We start from the raw sequence: 18,357 nt of genomic DNA on the forward strand, positions 1-18,357 counted from the left end.
CTGTGTATTACGACTGCGTCGTAGGTGGTGGTGGTGGTGATTGCGTCTGGGGGGCGCCCAGGGCGTCGCCGACGGTGGAGCTTCCCGGGACGGATGCTGCGGCATCCGCCTGCATCGCACCTCCGACGGGTCCTCCACCCGGACCCGCGCCGGGACTGCGTCCGCGCCGGCGCCACAGCCGCGGCAGCGAGACGAGTCCGCCCGGGAGGATGAACAGCACGACGAGCAGGATCGCGCCCTGGAGCATCGCGGTGATGTTGGGGTCGATGAGGTTGGTGATCTGCGGCAGCAGCACGTACCAGGCACCGCCGAGGAGCGAACCGATGATGCTGCCGGCGCCGCCGATGACCATCGAGGCGAGAAGTTCGATCGAGTGGCCGAAGTGCAGCGTCTCGGGCGAGGTGTACTGGATCACGACCATGTAGAGGAATCCGCTCACGCCGCCGATGAGGGATGCGATCGTGAACGCCAGCACCTTGTAGCGGTAGGGCGAGACGCCCATGGATGCTGCGACCGCCTCGTTGCCCTTCACGATGGCGAAGGCGCGGCCGTACTTGCCGCGCACGAGGTTGCGCGTGAGCAGGAACGTGATGCCGCCGATGAGGAAGACGAGGTACAGCTGCCACTGGTCGTCGTAGAGCCCCGTCCACTCGGGGGCGTCGGAGAACCGCGCGGACGTGCCCTGCGAGCCGCCGGTGAAGTCCGACAGGCGCTTGGCGAGCGGCACGCCCACGATGGGCAGCGCGATGGTGACCATCGCGATCGCCAGGCCGCCCAGCCGGGCCGCAGCCAGCGCGACGAGAAGTCCGAGGACAGCCGGCACCACGCACGCGAGCACGAACACGAGGACGATGTTCCACCCGGCGTTGACGCCGTACGCGGTGGCGTACGCGCCGACGCCGACGAAGAAGATCTGGCCGAGCGAGACCTGGCCGGTGTAGCCCATCACGACGTTCAGGCCCAGCACCGCCACGGCGAAGACGCCGATGCGGGCGATCGTCTGGTTCGCGAACTCGGGCAGGATGAGCGGCCCGACGATCATCAGCACGACGATCAGGCCGATCCCCGCCCACCTCACCCAGGGCCGGCTCCAGAACTCCGCGGTCGAAGGCATCAGACGCGCACCACCGCTTTCCGGCCGAACAGGCCCTGTGGCCGCACGATGAGCACGACGAAGATGAGGATGAACGGCACGGCGATCTTGAGGTCGTGGCCGATGAAGGGGATGTAGACGGCCGCGAGGTTCTCCAGCACGCCGATCAGCCACGCGGCCACGACGACGCCGATCGGGCTCGAGAGGCCGCCGAGGATGCAGGCGGCGAGCGCGTAGACCAGGGCGGAGTCCATCATCCCCGGCGTGAGGGTGAGCTGCGGTGCGACCAGCACGCCCGCAACGGCCCCGAGCACCGCGGCGAGCCCCCAGCCGACCATGAGGCTCCGGCCGACGTTGATGCCCGAGAAGGCCGCCGATGCAGGGTTGATCGCGACGGCGCGGAGGGCCAGGCCCAGCTTCGTGCCGAGGAACAGCGCCTGCAGCAGCAGCATGATCACGACGATCACCACGATGGTGCCGAGCGAGCGCACGCTGATCACGGCCCCGCCCAGCTGGATCGTCTGCAGCGGGAACAGCGACGGGAAGAGCCGGTTGTTGTAGGTCCAGATCCAGGCGCACAAGCCGGTGATGAACGTCAGGAGCCCGATCGTGACGACGACCGCCGTGTCGGGGTCTCCCCGTTCGAAGCGGCGGATGAGGTACCGCTCGATGAGGGCGCCCAGGAAGAACGAGATGACGATCGCCGCGAGGATCGCGAGCAGCAGCGGCACCCCGAAGCCGTTGAGCGCCCACGCGATGTAGGCCGACAGCACCGCCATGCCGCCCTGGGCGAAGTTGATGAGGCCGGTCGCCTGATTGACCAGCACGATCGCGAGGGCGAGCGCCGCATAGATCGACCCCGTCGACAGACCGTCGATCACGAGTTGGATGAAGGTGCCCACCCGTCAGCCTCCCAGGTACGCGCGGCGGATCTCGTCCATGCCCTTGAGCTCCGCGGTCGAGCCGGTCAGGGCGTTGCGTCCCGTCTCGAGCACGGTCGCGCTGTCGACGAGGGTGAAGGCGAGGTTGGCGTTCTGCTCGACCACGACCATCGCGATGCCGGACTCCTTGCGCAGCCGCCCGATCGCCTGGTACACCGCCTTCGCGGTGCTGGGCGCGAGACCGAGGGATGCCTCGTCGAGCAGCAGCAGGCGCGGTCGGGCCATGATCGCCCGGGCGATGGCGAGCATCTGCTGCTCGCCGCCCGACAGGGCCGACCCGTTGGAGCGGATGCGGTTCTTCAGCTGGGGGAAGAGGTCGAGGCAGTAGTCCACGTCGGCGCGGATGGCCTTCGCGTCCTTGCGGCGATAGGCGCCCACTCGCAGGTTCTCGCGCACCGTGAGGTCGGAGAGCGTGCCGCGCCCCTCGGGCACGTGCGCGATGCCGAGCGCCGCGACCTGGTCGGGGCGGAGGCCGTGGAGGTCCTTGCCGTCGAAGCGGATCGTGCCGGTGGCGCGCACCGTGCCCGATACCGCGCGCAGCGTCGTGGTCTTGCCCGCACCGTTCGCCCCGAGGATGCCGACGGCACCGCCGTCGGGCACGCTGAGCGACACCCCCTCGAGCACCTGCACGCGCCCGTAGAAGGCCCGCACGTCGGTGAGCTCAAGCAGCGTCATCGACCGCGTCCTTCCCGAGGTAGGCCTCGATGACCCGAGGGTCGGCCTGCGCGTCGGCCGCCGAGCCCTCCATCAGCTTGCGGCCGTGGTCGAGCACGACCACGCGATCGGTGAGCGCCGAGATGAGGCCCATGTTGTGCTCCACGATCACGACGGTGATGTCGTCGTCACGCACGCGCCGCACGGTCTCGATCAGCTGCTCGACCTCGGAGTGCGGAAGGCCTGCGGCCGGCTCGTCGAGCAGGAGCAGCCGCGGCTTCATCAGGAGCGCGCGGCACAGCTCCACCCCTTTGTGGAGGCCGTGCGAGAGCTCATCGGCGCGCGTCTTCGCGGCCCATCCGAGACCGTGGCTCTCGAGCAGGTCGCGCGCCTCCTGACGCAGTGCCTTCTCGGACCGCACCGTGCGCGGCAGTCGCAGCGACCATTCACCCGGCCCGCCCGGCAGGCGGCTGTGGGCACCGAGCAGCACGTTCTCGAGCACGGTCTCGCGCAGCTGGAGCGCCGGGTGCTGGAAGGTGCGCGCCAGGCCGTGCCGCGCGAGAGTCGCCGGCGAGGAGCCGAGCACCTCGTCGTCGTCGATGGTGATCGAGCCGGCGCTCGGCCGGTAGTGCCCGCTCACGCAGTTGAACAGCGACGTCTTGCCGGCGCCGTTCGGCCCGACGAGCCCGAAGATCTGACCGGCCTCGACGGTGAAGGTCACATCCTCGAGCACGTTGACACCGCCGAAGTGGAGGCTCACGTCGCGGACTGCGAGCCGAGCGCCCATGGCCCCACCTTTCGCGTCGTCGCGTCGTCGTGGTCGATCCGGGAGTCGAGTCTCCCGTGCTTGGGAAACTACGGATTCGCGGCGAGATTGTCAACGATTTTGGTGTGAAGTTCCGCGACCGTGACCTTGCGATTCGATCGTGGAGCGCAGGGCGGCGGGTGGCAGCATCCGTTTCCGCTCAGTGGAAGCCGGACGCAGATCCCCGCACTGTCGCTTCTACGCTGACCGCAGCCCGAACAACGAAGGAGGGTCGACGATGACCGAGACACTCGCCCAGGCGATCGATCGCGCAGGCAGCCCGGTGGAGCTGCTGCGCAACCAGAACTGGCCGGCATTCACGTTCCCGGTGGCGCCGGAGTTCACCAACTGGCGCGACGAGCAGCGGGCGTGGAACACGTCGGTGGCGCTCATGGACCAGTCCCACCACATGACGCAGCTGTTCCTCGACGGCGACGACCTCATCGCCCTCCTGAGCTCGATCTCGCCGAACACGTTCGCGACGTTCCGCCCGGGCGTCGCCAAGCAGCTGATCTCGGTGAACCAGGACGGCTACCTCGTCGGCGACGGCATCCTGTTCTACAACGCCGAAGGCCCCGAAGGGCTCGTGCTCATCGGGCACCACATCCTCATCGACTGGGTGCGCTTCAACGTCGAGAAGGCGCAGGCGGCGGGCAAGGACGTCCGGTACCGCCTCGAGGCGAACTCGCACATGCGGCAGGGGCCGCCCACGTTCTACCGCTACGAGCTGCAGGGCCCGCAGGCCGACGTCGTGATGGAGAAGATCTTCGGCGGGCCGCCGCCCGAGATCAAGTTCTTCCACATCGGCGACGTCACGATCGCCGGGCGCCCGGTGAAGGCGCTGCGCCACGGCATGGCCGGCCAGCCCGGCTTCGAGTTCTACGGACCGTGGGAGGACCACGAGATCGTGCTCGAGGCCCTCATGGAGGCAGGCGAGGAGCACGGCATCCGACGCGTCGGAGCGAAGGCGTACTCGTCCTCGCCGCTCGAGTCGGGCTGGGTGCCGACACCGTTCCCGGCCGTCTTCGACGACGACTTCGCCGAGTACCGCGAGTGGCTCCCCGCCGCCCGCATCGGCTCGGTCGGCGGATCCCTGTACTCGACCGACATCCACGACTACTACATGACGCCGTTCGACATCGGCCTCGGCCGCTCGGTGCGCTTCGACCACGACTTCCACGGCCGCGCGGCGCTGGAGAAGCACGCCGAGCAGCAGCGTCGCCGCAAGGTCACGCTCATCTGGAACGCCGAGGACGTCGCCGCCGTCGTGCGCTCGCAGCTCGAGCCGGGCACGCCCGCGAAGTACCTCGACTTCCCGAAGGCGCGCTACGGGCTGTACCAGATGGACGAGATCCTGAAGGACGGCGAGCGCGTCGGGATCTCGACGGATGCCGGGTACGTGGCGTACGACCAGCTCTACATGTCGCTCGCGACCCTGGACGCCGGCATCCGCGACGGCGAGGAGGTCGAAGTGGTGTGGGGCGAGGACCCGATCTCGCGCAAGGACTCCGTCGAGGCCGAGCACCGCCAGGTGCGGATCCGCGCGACCGTGGCCCCGGCGCCGTACCACGACTACGCGCGGACGGTCTATCGCCAGAACGCCTGACGCCGAGCTCGTCGGAGGGCGCTTCGACAGGCTCAGCGACCGCACGCAGGCTTCCGTTCAGCGGACAGCGGCCGGCGGCCGGGTTAGCATGGCGGCGTCATCGAGGAGGATGCCGTGGCACGAGGATCTGCGGGCGAGTCGGTGCTGCACCGGCATCTGCGCGTGCTCGAGAGCTTCGACGCGTGGCATCCCTTCCTCACCCTCACCGAGATCGCCGACGCGGCGGGCGTGCCCCGCTCGAGCGCGCACCGGCTCATCGCCGAGCTCGAGCGGGAGGGCCTGCTCGAACGCCTGCCCGACCGCACGTACCGCCTCGGCGTGCGGCTGTGGGAGTTCGCGAGCCGCACGCCCGGCGCCGTCGGCCTCCGCGAGATCGCGCGTCCGTGGCTCGGCGCGGTGCACGAGCGGGTGCGCCAGCACGCGCAGCTGGGGGTGCTCAGCGGCCGCGACGTGCTCTTCATCGATCGGATGTCGACGCGCGACGCCGTCGTGAACGCGACGCTGATCGGTGGCCGCATCCCGCTGCATGCGTCGTCGAGCGGTTTGGTGCTGCTCGCGCACGCGGATGCCTCCCTCGTCGCGGATGTGGTGGCCCACGGGCTGCGGACCTACACCGACCGCACGATCCAGAGCGCCCCGGAGCTGCGGGCGCGGCTGCGGCAGGTGCGCGAAGAGGGCTACGCCGTGACCGAGGGCGCCATCCACCCCGAGTCGCGCGGCGTGGCCGTGCCGGTGATGGGCCCGGGCGGAACCGTGTACGCGGCGATCGGGGTCGTCGTGCCGAACGACGGCGGCTCGTCGCACGGCTACGTGGAGCTGCTGCACCGCGCCGCGGCCGGCATCGCGCGCGACCTGGCCGTCGCGTACCGGCCGGACGTCGACGAGCGCACGCACGGCATCCGCTCGCTCGTGAGCGGGTCGCGGCGCTCGCTCGAGTACCTCGAGAGCCTCGACACCGACCCGCACGACGCCGGTGCGGCCGCGCCGCCGGCAGCCTCCGGCACCGCGGCCGTGCTCTAGGGTTCCGCCATGACGACGATCGCGATCCTCGGTCTCGGCGAAGCCGGACGGCGCTATGCGCGGGGCCTCGCACAGGCCGGGGCGGTCGTGCGCGGCTTCGACCCCGCCCACGATCTCGGCGACCCCGACGTGCCGCAGTTCGCGACCCTCGCCGACACCCTCGCCGGAGCCGACGTCGCGATGAGCCTCGTCACCGGGCATGCCGCCGCGTCCGTCGCGCGCGATGCGCTCCCGCACGTCGCCGAGGCTGCCGTGTACGCCGACCTCAACACCGCCTCTCCGCAGCTCAAGCAGCGCATCGCGCACCTGGCCGCCGACCGGGGCCTCGCGATGGCCGATGTCGCGGTGCTGGCCCCGGTCATGCGTGCGGGGCACCGCACGCCGCTCCTGGCCAGCGGACCGGGCGCCCACGCGTTCGCCGAGCGCGTCGGCCCGTTCGACGTGCCGGTGGAGGTCGTCGACGGCGAGGCCGGCGAAGCGGCGCGCCTGCGGCTGCTGCGGAGCGTGTTCATGAAGGGCCTCGCGGCGCTGGTGCTCGAGGGACTGGGCGCCGCCCGCGCTGTCGACGCGGAGCAGTGGCTGCGCGCGCAGATGGCGGACGAGCTGGGTCCCGACGGCGCCGCGCTCATCGACCGTCTGGTCGAAGGGTCGAGAACGCACGCGGTGCGCCGCGAGCACGAGGTGCGCGCGGCACTGGCGGCACTGGAGTCGTCGGGGCAGCCGGCCGAGATGACGCGTGCGACCCTCGCGTGGTTCGGGCGGCTGGTCGCCGAGCACGATCGCGACTGAAGCCCGTCAAGATACCCGCACGTGCGTGTGCAGGACGGACTCGCCGTCCGCGCCTCGTGCCACTCACCCCTCCTTGCGTTCGGGGGACGGATGCCGCGGCATCCGTCCCCGCAGCGAGCTAGGCCGCTCCGGCGGTGCGCCAGCCGCCGTGGTACTCCTGGCGCGCGGTCACGGCGTACGGCACCGGGCTCACGATCGCGCGCACCTCGATCTGGTCGTGCGGCTCGACGGTGGTCTTGCGCGAGCCGCCCTCGGGCTCGCCCCACACGACCCGCACCTCGGCGCCGATCGGCACATCGCGGTCGACGGTCGCCAGCGACAGGCCGCGCCGCTCGTTGGCGGTGACACCGGTGAACAGCGACAGGCCGACCGTGCTGCCGTCGGCGTCGATGACGGCGTCGTAGTTCGACGAGCCGTAGTTCGCGTTCGGCAGGTCGAAGAACTGGTAGCCGGGGCCTTCGCGGTCGATGACGCTCGTGAGGATGCGGCCGAGGTCATCGTCGTTCCAGGCGAGTGTGACCTTCTTGCGCTGCGACTCCGGGTCGATCTGCTCGAGGGCCTCGCGGCCGATGAAGTCGTGGTCGAACTTCACGAACGAGCCGTAGCCGAGGTCCCACGGGTTGAGGTAGTAGTCCTCGATGTCGTCCGAGACGAACGACCCGGCGAGCGCGTTGATCGCCTCGTAGCTGTTCGCAGGCAGCCACTCGCGGTACCGGCGCTCGATGTCGCCGCCGGTGTAGATCGCCGGCAGCGGAGACGGGATCCATCCCGACTCGAGCGTGTTCGACGAGTACGCGCGCGATCCGCACGGTTCGATGCCGAATTCGCGCCCCGCCTCGAGCACCGCGTCGCGGATGCGGCCGTGCTCGGCGTACGGCCCCCAGATCTCGAGGCCCGGGGCTCCGGCCATGCCGTGACGGAGCGTGCGCACCTGCTGCCCCGCGATCTCGAGCTCGCCCATGTGGAAGAACCGCACCTGCTCGACCTCGCGGCCGGCGAGCTTCTCGATGATCTGCCACGCGTTCGGGCCCTGGATCTGGAAGCGGTAGAACTCGCGCGTGACCGCCTCGCCGTAGGGACGCGACGGCGAGCGGTCGTCGTAGCGGGTCTGGACGTCGTAGCCGCCGGTCTCGGCGTGGAACTGCAGCCAGTTCGCGCCGGGGGCGCGGCCGACGTACACGTACTCGTCCTCAGACAGGTGGAACAGGATGCCGTCGCCGATGACTCCGCCGGTGGATGACGTCGGCACGAACTGCTTGGCGGTGTTCACCGGGAAGTTCGCGAACGAGTTGACGCCGGTGTCCGACAGCAGCCTCAGCGCGTCGGGGCCCGTCATGAAGAAGTTCACCATGTGGTGCGTCTGGTCGTAGAGCACCGCCGTCTCGCGCCACGCCTTCTGCTCTCGTCGCCAGTTCGAGAACTCGGCGGGCACCACGGGGTAGATGTAGGTGCCCAGCTGCGAGTCGCGCAGCATCTCGACGACGCTCCCCCGCTCGTCCATGAGCTCCTGCAGATTGCTCGCCATGAGTTCCTCGACTTCCTCGTCCGGGTGGTTCGGCTGGTGACCTGAGCGCGATGCTACGTGCCCGCGATACCTACATCCAGAGGTATTTGGTCGCCACGATTGTAGACAATTTGTTGACCATTTCGCCATGGGTATGATTCGCTGGCCCCATGACAGTCACGGCCGACACGCTCCTCGTCGTCAGCGCCCACGCCGGTGATTTCGTGTGGCGGGCGGGGGGCGCGATCGCCGCCGCCGCCCTCCGCGGCGAGCGCGCGGTGGTCGCCTGCCTGTCGTACGGCGAGCGCGGCGAGTCGGCCAGCCAGTGGCTCGACGGCAAGTCGCTCGACGAGATCAAGCGCATCCGGCGGGGCGAGGCCGAGGCCGCAGCATCCGCCCTCGGTGCCGAGGTGGAGTTCCTCGACCTCGGCGACTACCCGCTGGTCGAGTCGCGCGAGGCCGTCTCGCGCCTGGTCGACCTGTACCGGCGCGTGCAGCCCACGGTCGTGCTCACGCACACCCTCCGCGATCCCTACAACGGCGACCACCCCGCCGCGGCGCGCATGGCGCTCGAGGCACGCGTGCTCGCGCAGGCCATCGGCGTCGCGAACTCCGACGGCAGCTACCCCGGCAAGGACGACATCATCGGGGCCCCGCCGGTGTTCTTCTTCGAGCCGCACCAGCCCGAGCAGTGCGACTTCACCCCGGATGTGCTCCTCGACATCACCGAGGCGTTCGGGCGCAAGCGCGCCGCGATGGAGTGCCTGCCCGCCCAGAAGCACATGTGGTCGTACTACACCGACCTCGCGGTCCGCCGCGGCGTGCAGCTCAAGCGCAACGCGGGCCCGAACCTCGGCCTTCACCACGAGACCATGGGCGAGGCGTACATGCGGCACTTCCCGCAGGTCACCTCGGTGCTGTCGTGAGCGGGGTGCGTCCGTGATGAAGCCCGTCATCGTCACCGACATCGCGAGGACGGATGCTGCGACCGCCCGCGCGCTCGGATCCCACGGCGTCGCGACGGTGCATGAGGCGATGGGTCGCACGGGACTCGTGGGTCCCGGCATCCGTCCCATCCAGGACGACGTGCGCATCGCCGGAACCGCCGTCACGGTGCTGAGCCACCCCGGCGACAACCTCATGATCCACGCGGCCGTCGAACAGTGTCGCGAGGGCGACGTGCTCGTCGTGACCACGACGTCGCCGTCGGTGGACGGCGCGTTCGGCGAGCTGTTCGCCACGGCTCTGCAGGCCCGCGGCGTGCGCGGACTCGTCACGACGACGGGCGTCAGGGATGTCGCGGAGCTGCGCGAGATGGGCTTCCCGGTGTGGTCGGCGGCCGTGTTCGCGCAGGGCACCGTGAAGGCGACGCCCGGCTCGGTGAACGTGCCCGTCGCCATCGGCGGCGTCACGGTGCGCCCGGGCGACGTGATCGTCGCGGACGACGACGGCGTGCTGTGCGTTCCCCGGCGGGACGCCCGTGACGCCCTCGCCGCCGCCGACGCGCGCATCGCGAAGGAGGAGGCCGACCGCTCCGCGTACCGCGGCGGCGAGCTGAGCCTCGACCGCAAGGGGCTGCGCCCGCTCCTCGCAGAGCTCGGCATCGAGTACCTGACGCAGGCGGAGTACGAGGCGCGCGGCCATGGCGGCGTCTGACCCCGTGCGCGACGGCGTCCGCTGCATGCTCCTGCGCGGCGGCACGTCGAAGGGCGCGTACTTCCTCGCGGCAGACCTGCCGTCCGATCCTGGCGAGCGCGACGACCTGCTGCTGCGGATCATGGGCTCGCCCGACCCCCGCCAGATCGACGGCATCGGCGGCGCGCACCCGCTCACCAGCAAGGTCGCGATCGTGTCGCCGTCGACCGTCGAGGGCGTCGACGTCGACTACCTGTTCCTGCAGGTGGGCGTCGACACGGCGACGGTGGCCGACGCCCAGACCTGCGGCAACCTGCTCGCCGGCATCGGACCTTTCGCCGTCGAGCGGGGCCTCGTCGCGGCGACGGGCGCGCGCACGACGGTGCGCATCCGGCTCCTCAACACCGGCGACACCGCGACCGCTGTCTTCACCACGGCCGACGGCCGGCCCGACTACGACGGCGATGCGGCCATCGACGGCGTCCCGGGCACGGCATCCGCCATCGAGCTCGAAGTCGGAGGCGGCGACGACAAGCCCCTCCTCCCGACCGGCCACCCCGCCGACGACCTGGACGGCGTCACCGCGACCCTCGTCGACAACGGCATGCCGGTCGTGCTCCTGCGCGCGGCCGACCTCGGCGTCGACGGCTCCGAGTCGCCGGCGGCGCTCGAAGGCGATGCCGACCTGGCCGCGCGCCTCGAGCGCCTGCGGCTCACCGCCGGGCCGCGCATGGGCCTGGGCGACGTGGCGGCGCAGACGGTGCCGAAGATGATCCTGCTGTCGCCGCCGCAGGCGGGCGGAGCGATCTCGACCCGCGCCTTCATCCCGTCGCGCGTGCACACGGCGATCGGCGTGCTGATGGCAGCATCCGTCGCCGCTGCTCTGCGGATCCCCGGCGCGGTGGGGCACGACATCGCGGGCCCGCTCGGCGAGGAGGACACCGCGATCGAACACCCGAGCGGCACCTTCCCGTCGCGCGTGCGCGTCGCGCAGGACGACGGCGGCGCCTGGCGTGCGACCTCCTTCTCGCTGCGCACCGCCCGCAAGCTCTTCGATGGCGCGGTCTTTCCGAGGCCGCGCCGGTGAACCCCGTCAGAGAGGACGCCCCATGACCGCCGACACGTCGTTCGACGTCGCCCACCTCGCCCATGTCGAGCTGCTGACCCCCGCCCCCGCCGAGAGCCGCTGGTTCTTCGAGGACCTGCTGGCGATGCGCGTCGCCGCCGAGGACGGCGACTCCGTCTATCTGCGCACGTGGGACGAGTACCAGCTCTACACGATCAAGCTGACGGCATCGGATGCTGCGGGCGTGGGTCGCACCTCGTTCCGGGCATCATCCCCGCAGGCGCTGGAGCGGCGCGTCGCCGCCATCGAACAGGCCGGCCTCGGCGTCGGGTGGACCGACGGCGACGTGGGCTGCGGGCCGACGTACGAGTTCACCGACCCCGACGGCCACGCGATGTCGATCTTCTACGAGGCCGAGCGTTACCAGGCCGGCGACGACGACCGGCCGGCGCTGAAGAACCAGGCCTCCCGCTTCCCCGGCCGGGGCGTCAACGCGCGCCGCCTCGACCACATCAACTACCTCGCGAAGGACGTCGAGGCGAACGGGGCGTTCCTGCGCGACGCCCTCGGCATGCGCGAGTCCGAGCGGATCCGGCTCGACAGCGGCAGGTTCGCCGCCTGGTGGTTCCACTTCTCACTGAAGTCGTACGACGTCGTCTACTCCGACGACTGGACGAAGCACGGCAACCGGCTGCACCACATCGCCTTCGCCCCCGACACGCGGGAGGACATCCTCAAGGCCGCCGACATCTTCCTCGAGAACGGCATCCACATCGAGTCAGGGCCTCACAAGCACGCGATCAACCAGACGTTCTTCCTCTATGTCTGGGAGCCCGGCGGCAACCGCATCGAGTTCGCGAACGCCGGCGCCCGTCTGCTCCTGGACCCCGATCAGCCCGTCGTCGAGTGGACCGAGGCCGAGCGCCGCAAGGGCCAGGCCTGGGGCATGAAGACGATCGAGACCTTCCACACCCACGGCACCCCCGTGGTCGACGCCCCCGCCCCCGCCCCCTGACCCGGGGATGCGCGTGACCGGCGCGGCCCGGCGCGGCGCGCTGATCCGCGAGAGTGCAGCTGGTCGCCGAGAGGTGGGGAAGCAACCCGCATCTCGTCCACCAGCTGCGCCCTCGCGGGGATCACGAGGTGGCCGGGGGAAACGGGGCCGGGCCGAGGCCGGGGCGGGGCGGGTCAGCGCCAGACGTCGGCGGCGATGTCGACGACCTCGCGCACCTTGGCCCACTGCTCGTCCTCGGTGAGGACGTTGCCCTCCTCGGTCGAGGCGAAGCCGCACTGGGGGCTCAGGGCGAGCTGCTCGAGCGGGGCGAACGCCGCCGCTTCGTCGATGCGGTGCTTCACAGCATCCACGTTCTCGAGCTCGCCGCTCTTCGACGTGATGAGCCCGAGCACGACCGTCTTGTCACCCTCGGGCAGGAACCGCAGCGGCTCGAAGCCGCCGGCGCGCTCGCTGTCGTACTCGAGGAAGTAGCCGTCGTACGCGGTGTTGCCGAGCAGCTGCTCGGCGACCGGCTCATACCCGCCGGACGAGATCCACGTCGAGCGGAAGTTGCCGCGGCAGACATGCGTCGTGATCGTGAGGTCGTCGGGCTTGCCGTCGAGGATGCGGTTCAGGAGGCCGGAGTAGCGCTCGGCGATGCCGTCGGTCTCGATGCCGCGCTCGCGCGCCTTCTCGAGCTCGACCTCGGAGCAGAGGTAGGCCCACGCGGTGTCGTCGAACTGGAGGTAGCGGGCGCCGGCGTCGTAGAACGCGGCGACCGCGTCACGATACGCCTGCACGAGGTCGTCGACGATGTCGTCGCGGCCGTCGTAACCCGAGCCCGAGAGGTGACCGGGCTCGAGGCGGAAGTCGAGCACGGTGGGCGCCGGGATGCTGAACTTCGGCACCGCGCCGGTGGTGCGCTCGAGCAGGCTCTTGAGCGAGCGGAAGTGGTCGAGGAAAGGGTGCGTGTCGCTGAAGCCGATCTTGCCCGAGATCTCGATGCCGCGCGGCTTGGTCTGCACACCCTGGAACTGGATGCCGTGGTCGAGCTCGACGATCTCGACGCCGTCGAGCAGGCCGAAGAAGTCGAAGTGCCACCACGAGCGGCGGAACTCGCCGTCGGTCGCGAGCTTCAGGCCGGCGTCGGCCTCGCGCACGACGAGCTCGGCGATCGCCGTCTCTTCGGCGACGCGCAGCGCATCAGCGTCGATCTGGCCGGAGGCGAACCGGCGCCGGGCCTCGGCGAGCTCAGCGGGACGGAGGAAGCTGCCGACGATGTCGGCGCGGAACGGCGGTGTTGACACCCTCGCGAGCGTAGCCGATCCCTCCCGGCATAGGTACTCGCTCGTCACCCGGCGTCATCCCCCGCCGCCGCGCGACCACCCCGCGCCGCGCGAGCACCCCGCCGCCGCGCGAGACGACAGTCGGCGGACGAGCCCCTGGGTGAACCCCCTGGTCTCGTCGGCAGGCTGCCGTGTCACCGGAAGGACACCGCCGAGGGCGAGACACGCCGGCCTAGAACACGTACTCCATGAGGTCGGTGCCGAGGATGCGGAACGCCTCGTGCGCGCGCAGCCGGTGCGAGATCGACAGGTCGTCGAAGCACACGATGAGCGCGTACGACACTCCGGCGCGGGGGCCCGCCAGCACACCCGCTTCGACACGGATGCCGGCATCCCGGCCGGTCTTGTTGATGAAGAGCAGCCCGTGCTCGTCGTTCTCGTGCGAGAACGGGTCGAGTCCGGTGGCGGATGCCACGAGCGACAGGTCGTGGTTGAGGCTCAGCCACTCCGCCACCTGGGCGCTCACGCTCGGCGAGACGACCTGCGAGTTCACCAGGGCGGCGAACACCTCGGCCAGCTCGCGCGCGGAGCCCAGGGCGAAGTGCGGGGCGTCGTCGGGCCCGCGCTCGTCGCGGAAGCGGTCGAGCAGCGCCGAACGGGCGAGGCCGAGCTCCTCGATGCGAGCGCGCACGGCCGGGATGCCCACACGCTGCAGCAGGGCATTGGCCGCCAGCGTGTCGCCGGTCGACGCGGTGAGCACGGCGAGGTCGATGAGGGGCAGGGCGGGCGCCTTGAGGTGCTGCCAGACTCCCCCGACGCCGACGGGCTCGATGTGCGCGCGGTCGATGATCTCGAGCGGCTCGAGGCGCCCCGACTCGAACGCGGCGGCGACCTCGATGAGCAGCGGCACGACGCCGAGCCCGGCGACGGGCAGCGTCACGAAGTCGTCGCCCGACAGCACCGAGGTGCCGCGGTCGAGGTCGGTGATGCGCACCGAGATCTTGGCCCCGGATGCGGCGAGATCGTCGAGCGCCTTCAGCGTCGACGTGAACGACCGACGACCGGCCGCTGCCCTCTTCGGCAGCCGCCTACCGGTGCTCCGCCCTGCCCCCCGCAGCGACTCGGCATCCTTTTTGGGCTCCATGCCCACGGAGTTTCCCTCCCCTTGACGTTGTTGCGGGGTGATCGGACCGCACGCGGCCCGGCCGTCACCAGATGGTGACGCGCTGATCCTCGTCGAGCCAGAGAGCGTCCGACTCGGTCACACCGAACGCGTCGTAGAACGCGTCGATGTTGCGCACGATCTGGTTGCACCGGAACTCGTTGGGCGAGTGCGGGTCGATCGTGAGCAGACGGATGGTCTCAGCATCCCGTCCCTTCTGCTGCCAGATCTGCCCCCAGCTCAGCAGCAGTCGCTGGATGCCGGTGAAGCCGTCGAGCTCCGGGGCTTCGGCATCGCCCAGCGACAGGGCGTAGGCCTTGATCGCGATGCCGAGCCCGCCCAGGTCGCCGATGTTCTCGCCGATGGTGAGCGCGCCGTTGACGTTGTTGTCGTCGGAGAGCCCCTGCGGCACGAGGGCGTCGTACTGGGCGATGAGGTTCTTGGTGCGCTCCTCGAAGGCGGCGCGGTCGTCGTCGGTCCACCAGTCGCGCAGCGACCCGTCGCCGTCGAAGCGGCTGCCCTGGTCGTCGAAGCCGTGGCCGATCTCGTGGCCGATGACCGCGCCGATGCCTCCGTAGTTGGCGGCGGCGTCGCGCTCGACGTCGAAGAACGGGTACTGCAGGATCGCCGCCGGGAACACGATCTCGTTCATCAGCGGGTTGTAGTACGCGTTGACGGTCTGCGGCGTCATGAACCACTCGTCGCGGTCGATCGGCTGGCCGACCTTGGAGAGCTGGCGGTCGTGCTCCCACACGTGGGCACGGCGGACGTTGCCGATGAGGTCATCGCTCGCGATCTCGAGGGTGGAGTAGTCCTTCCACTTCACCGGGTACCCGATCTTCGGGGTGAACGCGTCGAGCTTGGCGAGCGCCCGCTCACGGGTCTCGGGGCTCATCCACTCCAGCTCGGTGATCGACTGCCGGTACGCCTCGATGAGGTTGGCGACGAGTTCGTCCATCGCCTCCTTGGCGGCGGGCGGGAAGTGGCGCTCGACGTAGACGCGGCCGATGGCCTCGCCCATCGCGGCCTCGGTGAGGCTGACGCCGCGCTTCCAGCGCTCGCGGTTGACCGGAACGCCCGTCAGCTGCGTGCCGTAGAACCCGAAGTTCTCGGCGACGAACTCCTCCGACAGGAACGGGGCGCCGGAGTGCACGACCGCGAAGCGCAGCCACGCCTTCCAGTCCTCGAGGCGGTCCTCGACGAGCAGGGCGCCGAGGCCCTCGAAGAAGCTCGGCTGGTAGACGTTGATCTCGGCGAACGCGTCGGCGTGGTCGGGGGCCGCGCCCTCGCGCCACGGCGTCAGGTCGACGCCGACGAGCTCCTGCACCTCGTCCCACGTCTTGAGGTTGTACGTCTTGACCGCGTCGCGGCTCGAGACGTTGTCCCAGTGGTGGGTGGCGAGTTCCGTCTCGATCGCGACGATGCGATCTGCGGATGCCTCGGCCTCGGCGACGCCCGCGAGCTCGAGGATGCGCTGCACGTGAGTGCGGAACGCGATGCGCGTCTCCTGGAAGTTGTCGAGGCGGTAGTAGCTCTCGTCCGGCAGCGACAGGCCGCCCTGGATGAAGAACGGCACGTAGCGCTCGGGGTTGCCCGGGTCGGGCTCGATGTAGAGGTGGATGAGGGCGGCGATGCCGTCGCGCTCGAACTCGCCGATCGTGCGCAGGAAGCCGGGGATGTCGGCGATCGCCTCGACCCGCTCCAGCGAGCCGGCGAGAGGGGCGGCCCCCTGCGCCTCGATGCGCTCGGTGTCCATGAAGCTCGTGTAGAGGTCGCCGATCTTGCGGGCCTCGGTGCCGGGCTCGGCCTGCTGCGACTCCTCGACGATCGCGTGCACGTCCTTTTCGGCCTGCTCCGCGATGAGGTGGAACGAGCCCCACCGCGCCTTGTCCTCCGGGATCTCGGTCCGCTCGAGCCAGCTGCCGTTGACGTGGCGGAACAGATCGTCCTGGGGGCGGATCTCGGCGCTGAGTTCCTCGAGCGCGAGACCGGAGCGGGGGGCATCGGTCATGCGTTCCAGGGTAGTCGCCCGAAGCCTGGACAACTCTCGGGAGCGACCGGATCGCCGCTCGTGATCGCATTGTGATGAACCGGATGCCGACCCGGCGTCAGAGCGGGTCCTCAGATGAGGGATATGGCACGGATGCGGAGCCCGAAGCCCCTTACGGCTCCGCATCTCGGGTCTCGTCCTCAGATGAGGACGACGGATGCTGCGCCCCGGCGTCGGCTCCGCATCTCGGGTCTCGTCCTCAGATGAGGACGACGGATGCTGCGCCCCGGCGTCGGCTGCGCATCTCAGGTCTCGTCCTCAGATGAGGGATATGGCCCGGATGCGGAGCCCGAAGCCCCTTTCGGCTCCGCATCTCGGGTCTCGTCCTCAATTGAGGATCGACGGATGCTGCGCCCCGGCGTCGGCGGCGCCTCATAGGCTCTCAGGGTGACGACCGACACCCTGAACCGCGACATCCTGCGGCTCGCGGTGCCGGCGCTCGGGGCCCTGATCGCAGAGCCGCTGTTCCTCATCGTCGACTCGGCGCTCGTCGGCCATCTCGGCGTCGAGCCGCTCGCCGGGCTCGGCATCGCGTCTGCCGTGCTGCAGACGATCGTCGGGCTCATGGTGTTCCTCGCCTACTCGACGACGCCCGCCGTCGCGCGCCGGTTCGGCGCCGGCGACCCGTCCCGTGCGGTGTCGGTCGGCATCGACGGCATCTGGCTCGCGCTCGGCATCGGAGCGGTGCTCGCGCTCGGCGGCTACGTCGCGACGCCGCTGCTCGTCGGTCTGTTCGGCGCGACGCCGGAGGTCGCCCAGCAGGCCGAGATCTACCTCGGCATCTCGATGTGGGGTCTTCCCGCGATGCTCGTCGTGTTCGCCGCGACCGGTCTGCTGCGCGGCATGCAGGACACCGTGACGCCGCTGTGGATCGCCGGGCTCGGCTTCGCCGCGAACGCACTGCTCAACTGGCTCTTCATCTACGGCTTCGGGTGGGGCATCGCGGGCTCCGCGATCGGCACCGTCGTCGCGCAGTGGGGCATGGTCGCCGCGTACGCGGTCGTCGTCGGGCGGCTGGCGCGGCGGCACGAGGCATCCATCCGCCCTCAGCGCGAGGGCGTGCGCGGCTCTGCACGTTCCGGCGGCTGGCTGTTCCTGCGGACCGTGTCGCTGCGGTTCGCACTGCTGGCGACGGTCGCCGTCGCGACCGGGCTCGGCACGGTCGAGCTCGCCGGCTGGCAGGTCGCCTTCACGATCTTCTCGACGGCCGCCTTCGCGCTCGATGCGCTCGCGATCGCCGCGCAGGCGCTCATCGGCAAGGGCCTCGGCGCCGAGGACACGCCTCTCGTTCGCCGCGTGCTCGGCCGCACCGTCGCCTGGGGCGCGTGGTTCGGCGTGATCACGGGTGCGATCATCGGGGCGCTGTCGGGCGTCATCGGGCTGGCCTTCACGGGCGACGCCGGCATCGCCACCCTCGTCCAGCCCGCGCTCATCGTGCTCGCGATCGCCCAGCCGGTGTGCGGAGTCGTGTTCGTGCTCGACGGCGTGCTCATCGGCGCCGGCGACGCGAAGTACCTCGCGATCGTCGGGGTGCTGAACCTCGTGCCCTTCGTCCCCGCGCTCGCGCTCGTCGCGTGGCTGCATCCCGTCGGGGCGGCCGGGCTCGCGTGGCTCGCCGTCGCGTTCTTCGGCGTCTACATGCTCGCCCGGCTGGTCACCCTCGGCTGGCGCGTGCGCGGTTCGGCCTGGCTGTCCGTCGAGGCCTGACGACCGGTTCCGTGCACCGACGTATCACGCCCGCCGCCGACCGCT

At 70.5% G+C, this 18,357-nt stretch carries 16 protein-coding genes; 8 read left to right on the top strand and 8 right to left on the bottom strand.

The genetic code is table 11. From position 1 onward, the window contains the following. Nucleotides 1–7 precede the first annotated feature (7 nt). The 4 genes from AC3A46_RS07570 to AC3A46_RS07585 are packed head-to-tail and all read right to left on the bottom strand — an operon-like array spanning nucleotide 8 to nucleotide 3,475. Nucleotides 8–1,114, bottom strand: a complete 1,107-nt coding sequence (locus AC3A46_RS07570) for a branched-chain amino acid ABC transporter permease (protein WP_487664590.1) — start codon at nucleotides 1,112–1,114, stop codon at nucleotides 8–10. After that, entirely contained in the window at nucleotides 1,114–1,995 is an 882-nt protein-coding gene (locus AC3A46_RS07575; protein ID WP_487664591.1) for a branched-chain amino acid ABC transporter permease, read from the bottom strand. The genes AC3A46_RS07570 and AC3A46_RS07575 overlap by 1 nt, the downstream gene beginning before the upstream one ends. Nucleotides 1,996–1,998: 3 nt before the next feature. After that, nucleotides 1,999–2,709 (bottom strand): ABC transporter ATP-binding protein, encoded by a 711-nt coding sequence (locus AC3A46_RS07580; protein ID WP_487664592.1) that lies wholly within the window; start codon nucleotides 2,707–2,709, stop codon nucleotides 1,999–2,001. After that, nucleotides 2,696–3,475: an ABC transporter ATP-binding protein gene (locus AC3A46_RS07585; RefSeq protein WP_487664593.1), complete on the bottom strand. Its 780-nt coding sequence runs from the start codon at nucleotides 3,473–3,475 to the stop codon at nucleotides 2,696–2,698. The genes AC3A46_RS07580 and AC3A46_RS07585 overlap by 14 nt, the downstream gene beginning before the upstream one ends. Nucleotides 3,476–3,731: 256 nt before the next feature. Between AC3A46_RS07585 and AC3A46_RS07590 the strand changes: the two genes are divergently transcribed. From AC3A46_RS07590 to AC3A46_RS07600, 3 genes are all read left to right on the top strand, one after another. Then, nucleotides 3,732–5,099 (top strand): aminomethyl transferase family protein, encoded by a 1,368-nt coding sequence (locus tag AC3A46_RS07590; RefSeq protein WP_487664594.1) that lies wholly within the window; start codon nucleotides 3,732–3,734, stop codon nucleotides 5,097–5,099. 114 nt (nucleotides 5,100–5,213) lie between these two features. Beyond that, the gene (locus AC3A46_RS07595) at nucleotides 5,214–6,119 is read left to right on the top strand and encodes an IclR family transcriptional regulator (RefSeq protein WP_487664595.1); all 906 of its coding nucleotides are present in this window, start codon (nucleotides 5,214–5,216) and stop codon (nucleotides 6,117–6,119) included. Nucleotides 6,120–6,128: 9 nt separating this feature from the next. After that, nucleotides 6,129–6,908: a DUF1932 domain-containing protein gene (locus tag AC3A46_RS07600; RefSeq protein WP_487664596.1), complete on the top strand. Its 780-nt coding sequence runs from the start codon at nucleotides 6,129–6,131 to the stop codon at nucleotides 6,906–6,908. Between the two features lie 118 nt (nucleotides 6,909–7,026). Here the strand turns inward: AC3A46_RS07600 and ligM are convergent, their stop codons facing one another. Beyond that, nucleotides 7,027–8,433: a vanillate/3-O-methylgallate O-demethylase gene (gene ligM, locus AC3A46_RS07605; protein ID WP_487664597.1), complete on the bottom strand. Its 1,407-nt coding sequence runs from the start codon at nucleotides 8,431–8,433 to the stop codon at nucleotides 7,027–7,029. Between the two features lie 149 nt (nucleotides 8,434–8,582). On the opposite strand from ligM, the gene AC3A46_RS07610 reads away from it, so the two are divergent. The 4 genes from AC3A46_RS07610 to AC3A46_RS07625 are packed head-to-tail and all read left to right on the top strand — an operon-like array spanning nucleotide 8,583 to nucleotide 12,128. Then, nucleotides 8,583–9,338, top strand: a complete 756-nt coding sequence (locus tag AC3A46_RS07610) for a PIG-L deacetylase family protein (protein WP_487664598.1) — start codon at nucleotides 8,583–8,585, stop codon at nucleotides 9,336–9,338. Between the two features lie 16 nt (nucleotides 9,339–9,354). Then, the gene (locus AC3A46_RS07615; RefSeq protein ID WP_487664620.1) at nucleotides 9,355–10,068 is read left to right on the top strand and encodes a 4-carboxy-4-hydroxy-2-oxoadipate aldolase/oxaloacetate decarboxylase; all 714 of its coding nucleotides are present in this window, start codon (nucleotides 9,355–9,357) and stop codon (nucleotides 10,066–10,068) included. Further along, entirely contained in the window at nucleotides 10,055–11,134 is a 1,080-nt protein-coding gene (locus tag AC3A46_RS07620) for a 4-oxalomesaconate tautomerase (protein ID WP_487664599.1), read from the top strand. Before AC3A46_RS07615 ends, AC3A46_RS07620 begins: the two co-directional genes overlap by 14 nt. 22 nt (nucleotides 11,135–11,156) lie before the next feature. Further along, a complete protein-coding gene (locus AC3A46_RS07625; protein ID WP_487664600.1) occupies nucleotides 11,157–12,128 on the top strand; it encodes a VOC family protein in 972 nt (323 codons plus the stop codon). Between the two features lie 173 nt (nucleotides 12,129–12,301). Here AC3A46_RS07625 and AC3A46_RS07630 read toward each other — a convergent pair whose 3' ends face one another. The 3 genes from AC3A46_RS07630 to AC3A46_RS07640 all read right to left on the bottom strand — a co-directional run bounded on the left by AC3A46_RS07630 (nucleotide 12,302) and on the right by AC3A46_RS07640 (nucleotide 16,566). After that, on the bottom strand, nucleotides 12,302–13,414 hold the full coding sequence (locus tag AC3A46_RS07630) for a 5-methyltetrahydropteroyltriglutamate--homocysteine S-methyltransferase (protein ID WP_487664601.1): 1,113 nt from the start codon (nucleotides 13,412–13,414) through the stop codon (nucleotides 12,302–12,304). A gap of 211 nt (nucleotides 13,415–13,625) precedes the next feature. Continuing rightward, on the bottom strand, nucleotides 13,626–14,537 hold the full coding sequence (locus AC3A46_RS07635; RefSeq protein WP_487664602.1) for a serine hydrolase: 912 nt from the start codon (nucleotides 14,535–14,537) through the stop codon (nucleotides 13,626–13,628). 64 nt (nucleotides 14,538–14,601) lie between these two features. After that, a complete protein-coding gene (locus AC3A46_RS07640) occupies nucleotides 14,602–16,566 on the bottom strand; it encodes a M13 family metallopeptidase (RefSeq protein ID WP_487664603.1) in 1,965 nt (654 codons plus the stop codon). 426 nt (nucleotides 16,567–16,992) lie between these two features. On the opposite strand from AC3A46_RS07640, the gene AC3A46_RS07645 reads away from it, so the two are divergent. Further along, nucleotides 16,993–18,312 (top strand): MATE family efflux transporter, encoded by a 1,320-nt coding sequence (locus tag AC3A46_RS07645; protein WP_487664604.1) that lies wholly within the window; start codon nucleotides 16,993–16,995, stop codon nucleotides 18,310–18,312. The last annotated feature ends 45 nt before the right edge of the window (nucleotides 18,313–18,357 follow it).

The organism is Microbacterium sp. Soil_C_42, from assembly GCF_057656735.1.

Excerpts from the sequence above, each read along its gene's own strand:
- AC3A46_RS07570 (WP_487664590.1), bottom strand. The coding sequence starts at position 1,114 with ATGCCTTCGACCGCGGAGTTCTGGAGCCGGCCCTGGGTGAGGTGGGCG.
- AC3A46_RS07580 (WP_487664592.1), bottom strand. The coding sequence starts at position 2,709 with ATGACGCTGCTTGAGCTCACCGACGTGCGGGCCTTCTACGGGCGCGTG.
- AC3A46_RS07585 (WP_487664593.1), bottom strand. The coding sequence starts at position 3,475 with ATGGGCGCTCGGCTCGCAGTCCGCGACGTGAGCCTCCACTTCGGCGGT.
- AC3A46_RS07590 (WP_487664594.1), top strand. The coding sequence starts at position 3,732 with ATGACCGAGACACTCGCCCAGGCGATCGATCGCGCAGGCAGCCCGGTG.
- AC3A46_RS07600 (WP_487664596.1), top strand. The coding sequence starts at position 6,129 with ATGACGACGATCGCGATCCTCGGTCTCGGCGAAGCCGGACGGCGCTAT.
- ligM (WP_487664597.1), bottom strand. The coding sequence starts at position 8,433 with ATGGCGAGCAATCTGCAGGAGCTCATGGACGAGCGGGGGAGCGTCGTC.
- AC3A46_RS07610 (WP_487664598.1), top strand. The coding sequence starts at position 8,583 with ATGACAGTCACGGCCGACACGCTCCTCGTCGTCAGCGCCCACGCCGGT.
- AC3A46_RS07615 (WP_487664620.1), top strand. The coding sequence starts at position 9,355 with ATGAAGCCCGTCATCGTCACCGACATCGCGAGGACGGATGCTGCGACC.
- AC3A46_RS07620 (WP_487664599.1), top strand. The coding sequence starts at position 10,055 with ATGGCGGCGTCTGACCCCGTGCGCGACGGCGTCCGCTGCATGCTCCTG.
- AC3A46_RS07625 (WP_487664600.1), top strand. The coding sequence starts at position 11,157 with ATGACCGCCGACACGTCGTTCGACGTCGCCCACCTCGCCCATGTCGAG.
- AC3A46_RS07635 (WP_487664602.1), bottom strand. The coding sequence starts at position 14,537 with ATGGAGCCCAAAAAGGATGCCGAGTCGCTGCGGGGGGCAGGGCGGAGC.
- AC3A46_RS07640 (WP_487664603.1), bottom strand. The coding sequence starts at position 16,566 with ATGACCGATGCCCCCCGCTCCGGTCTCGCGCTCGAGGAACTCAGCGCC.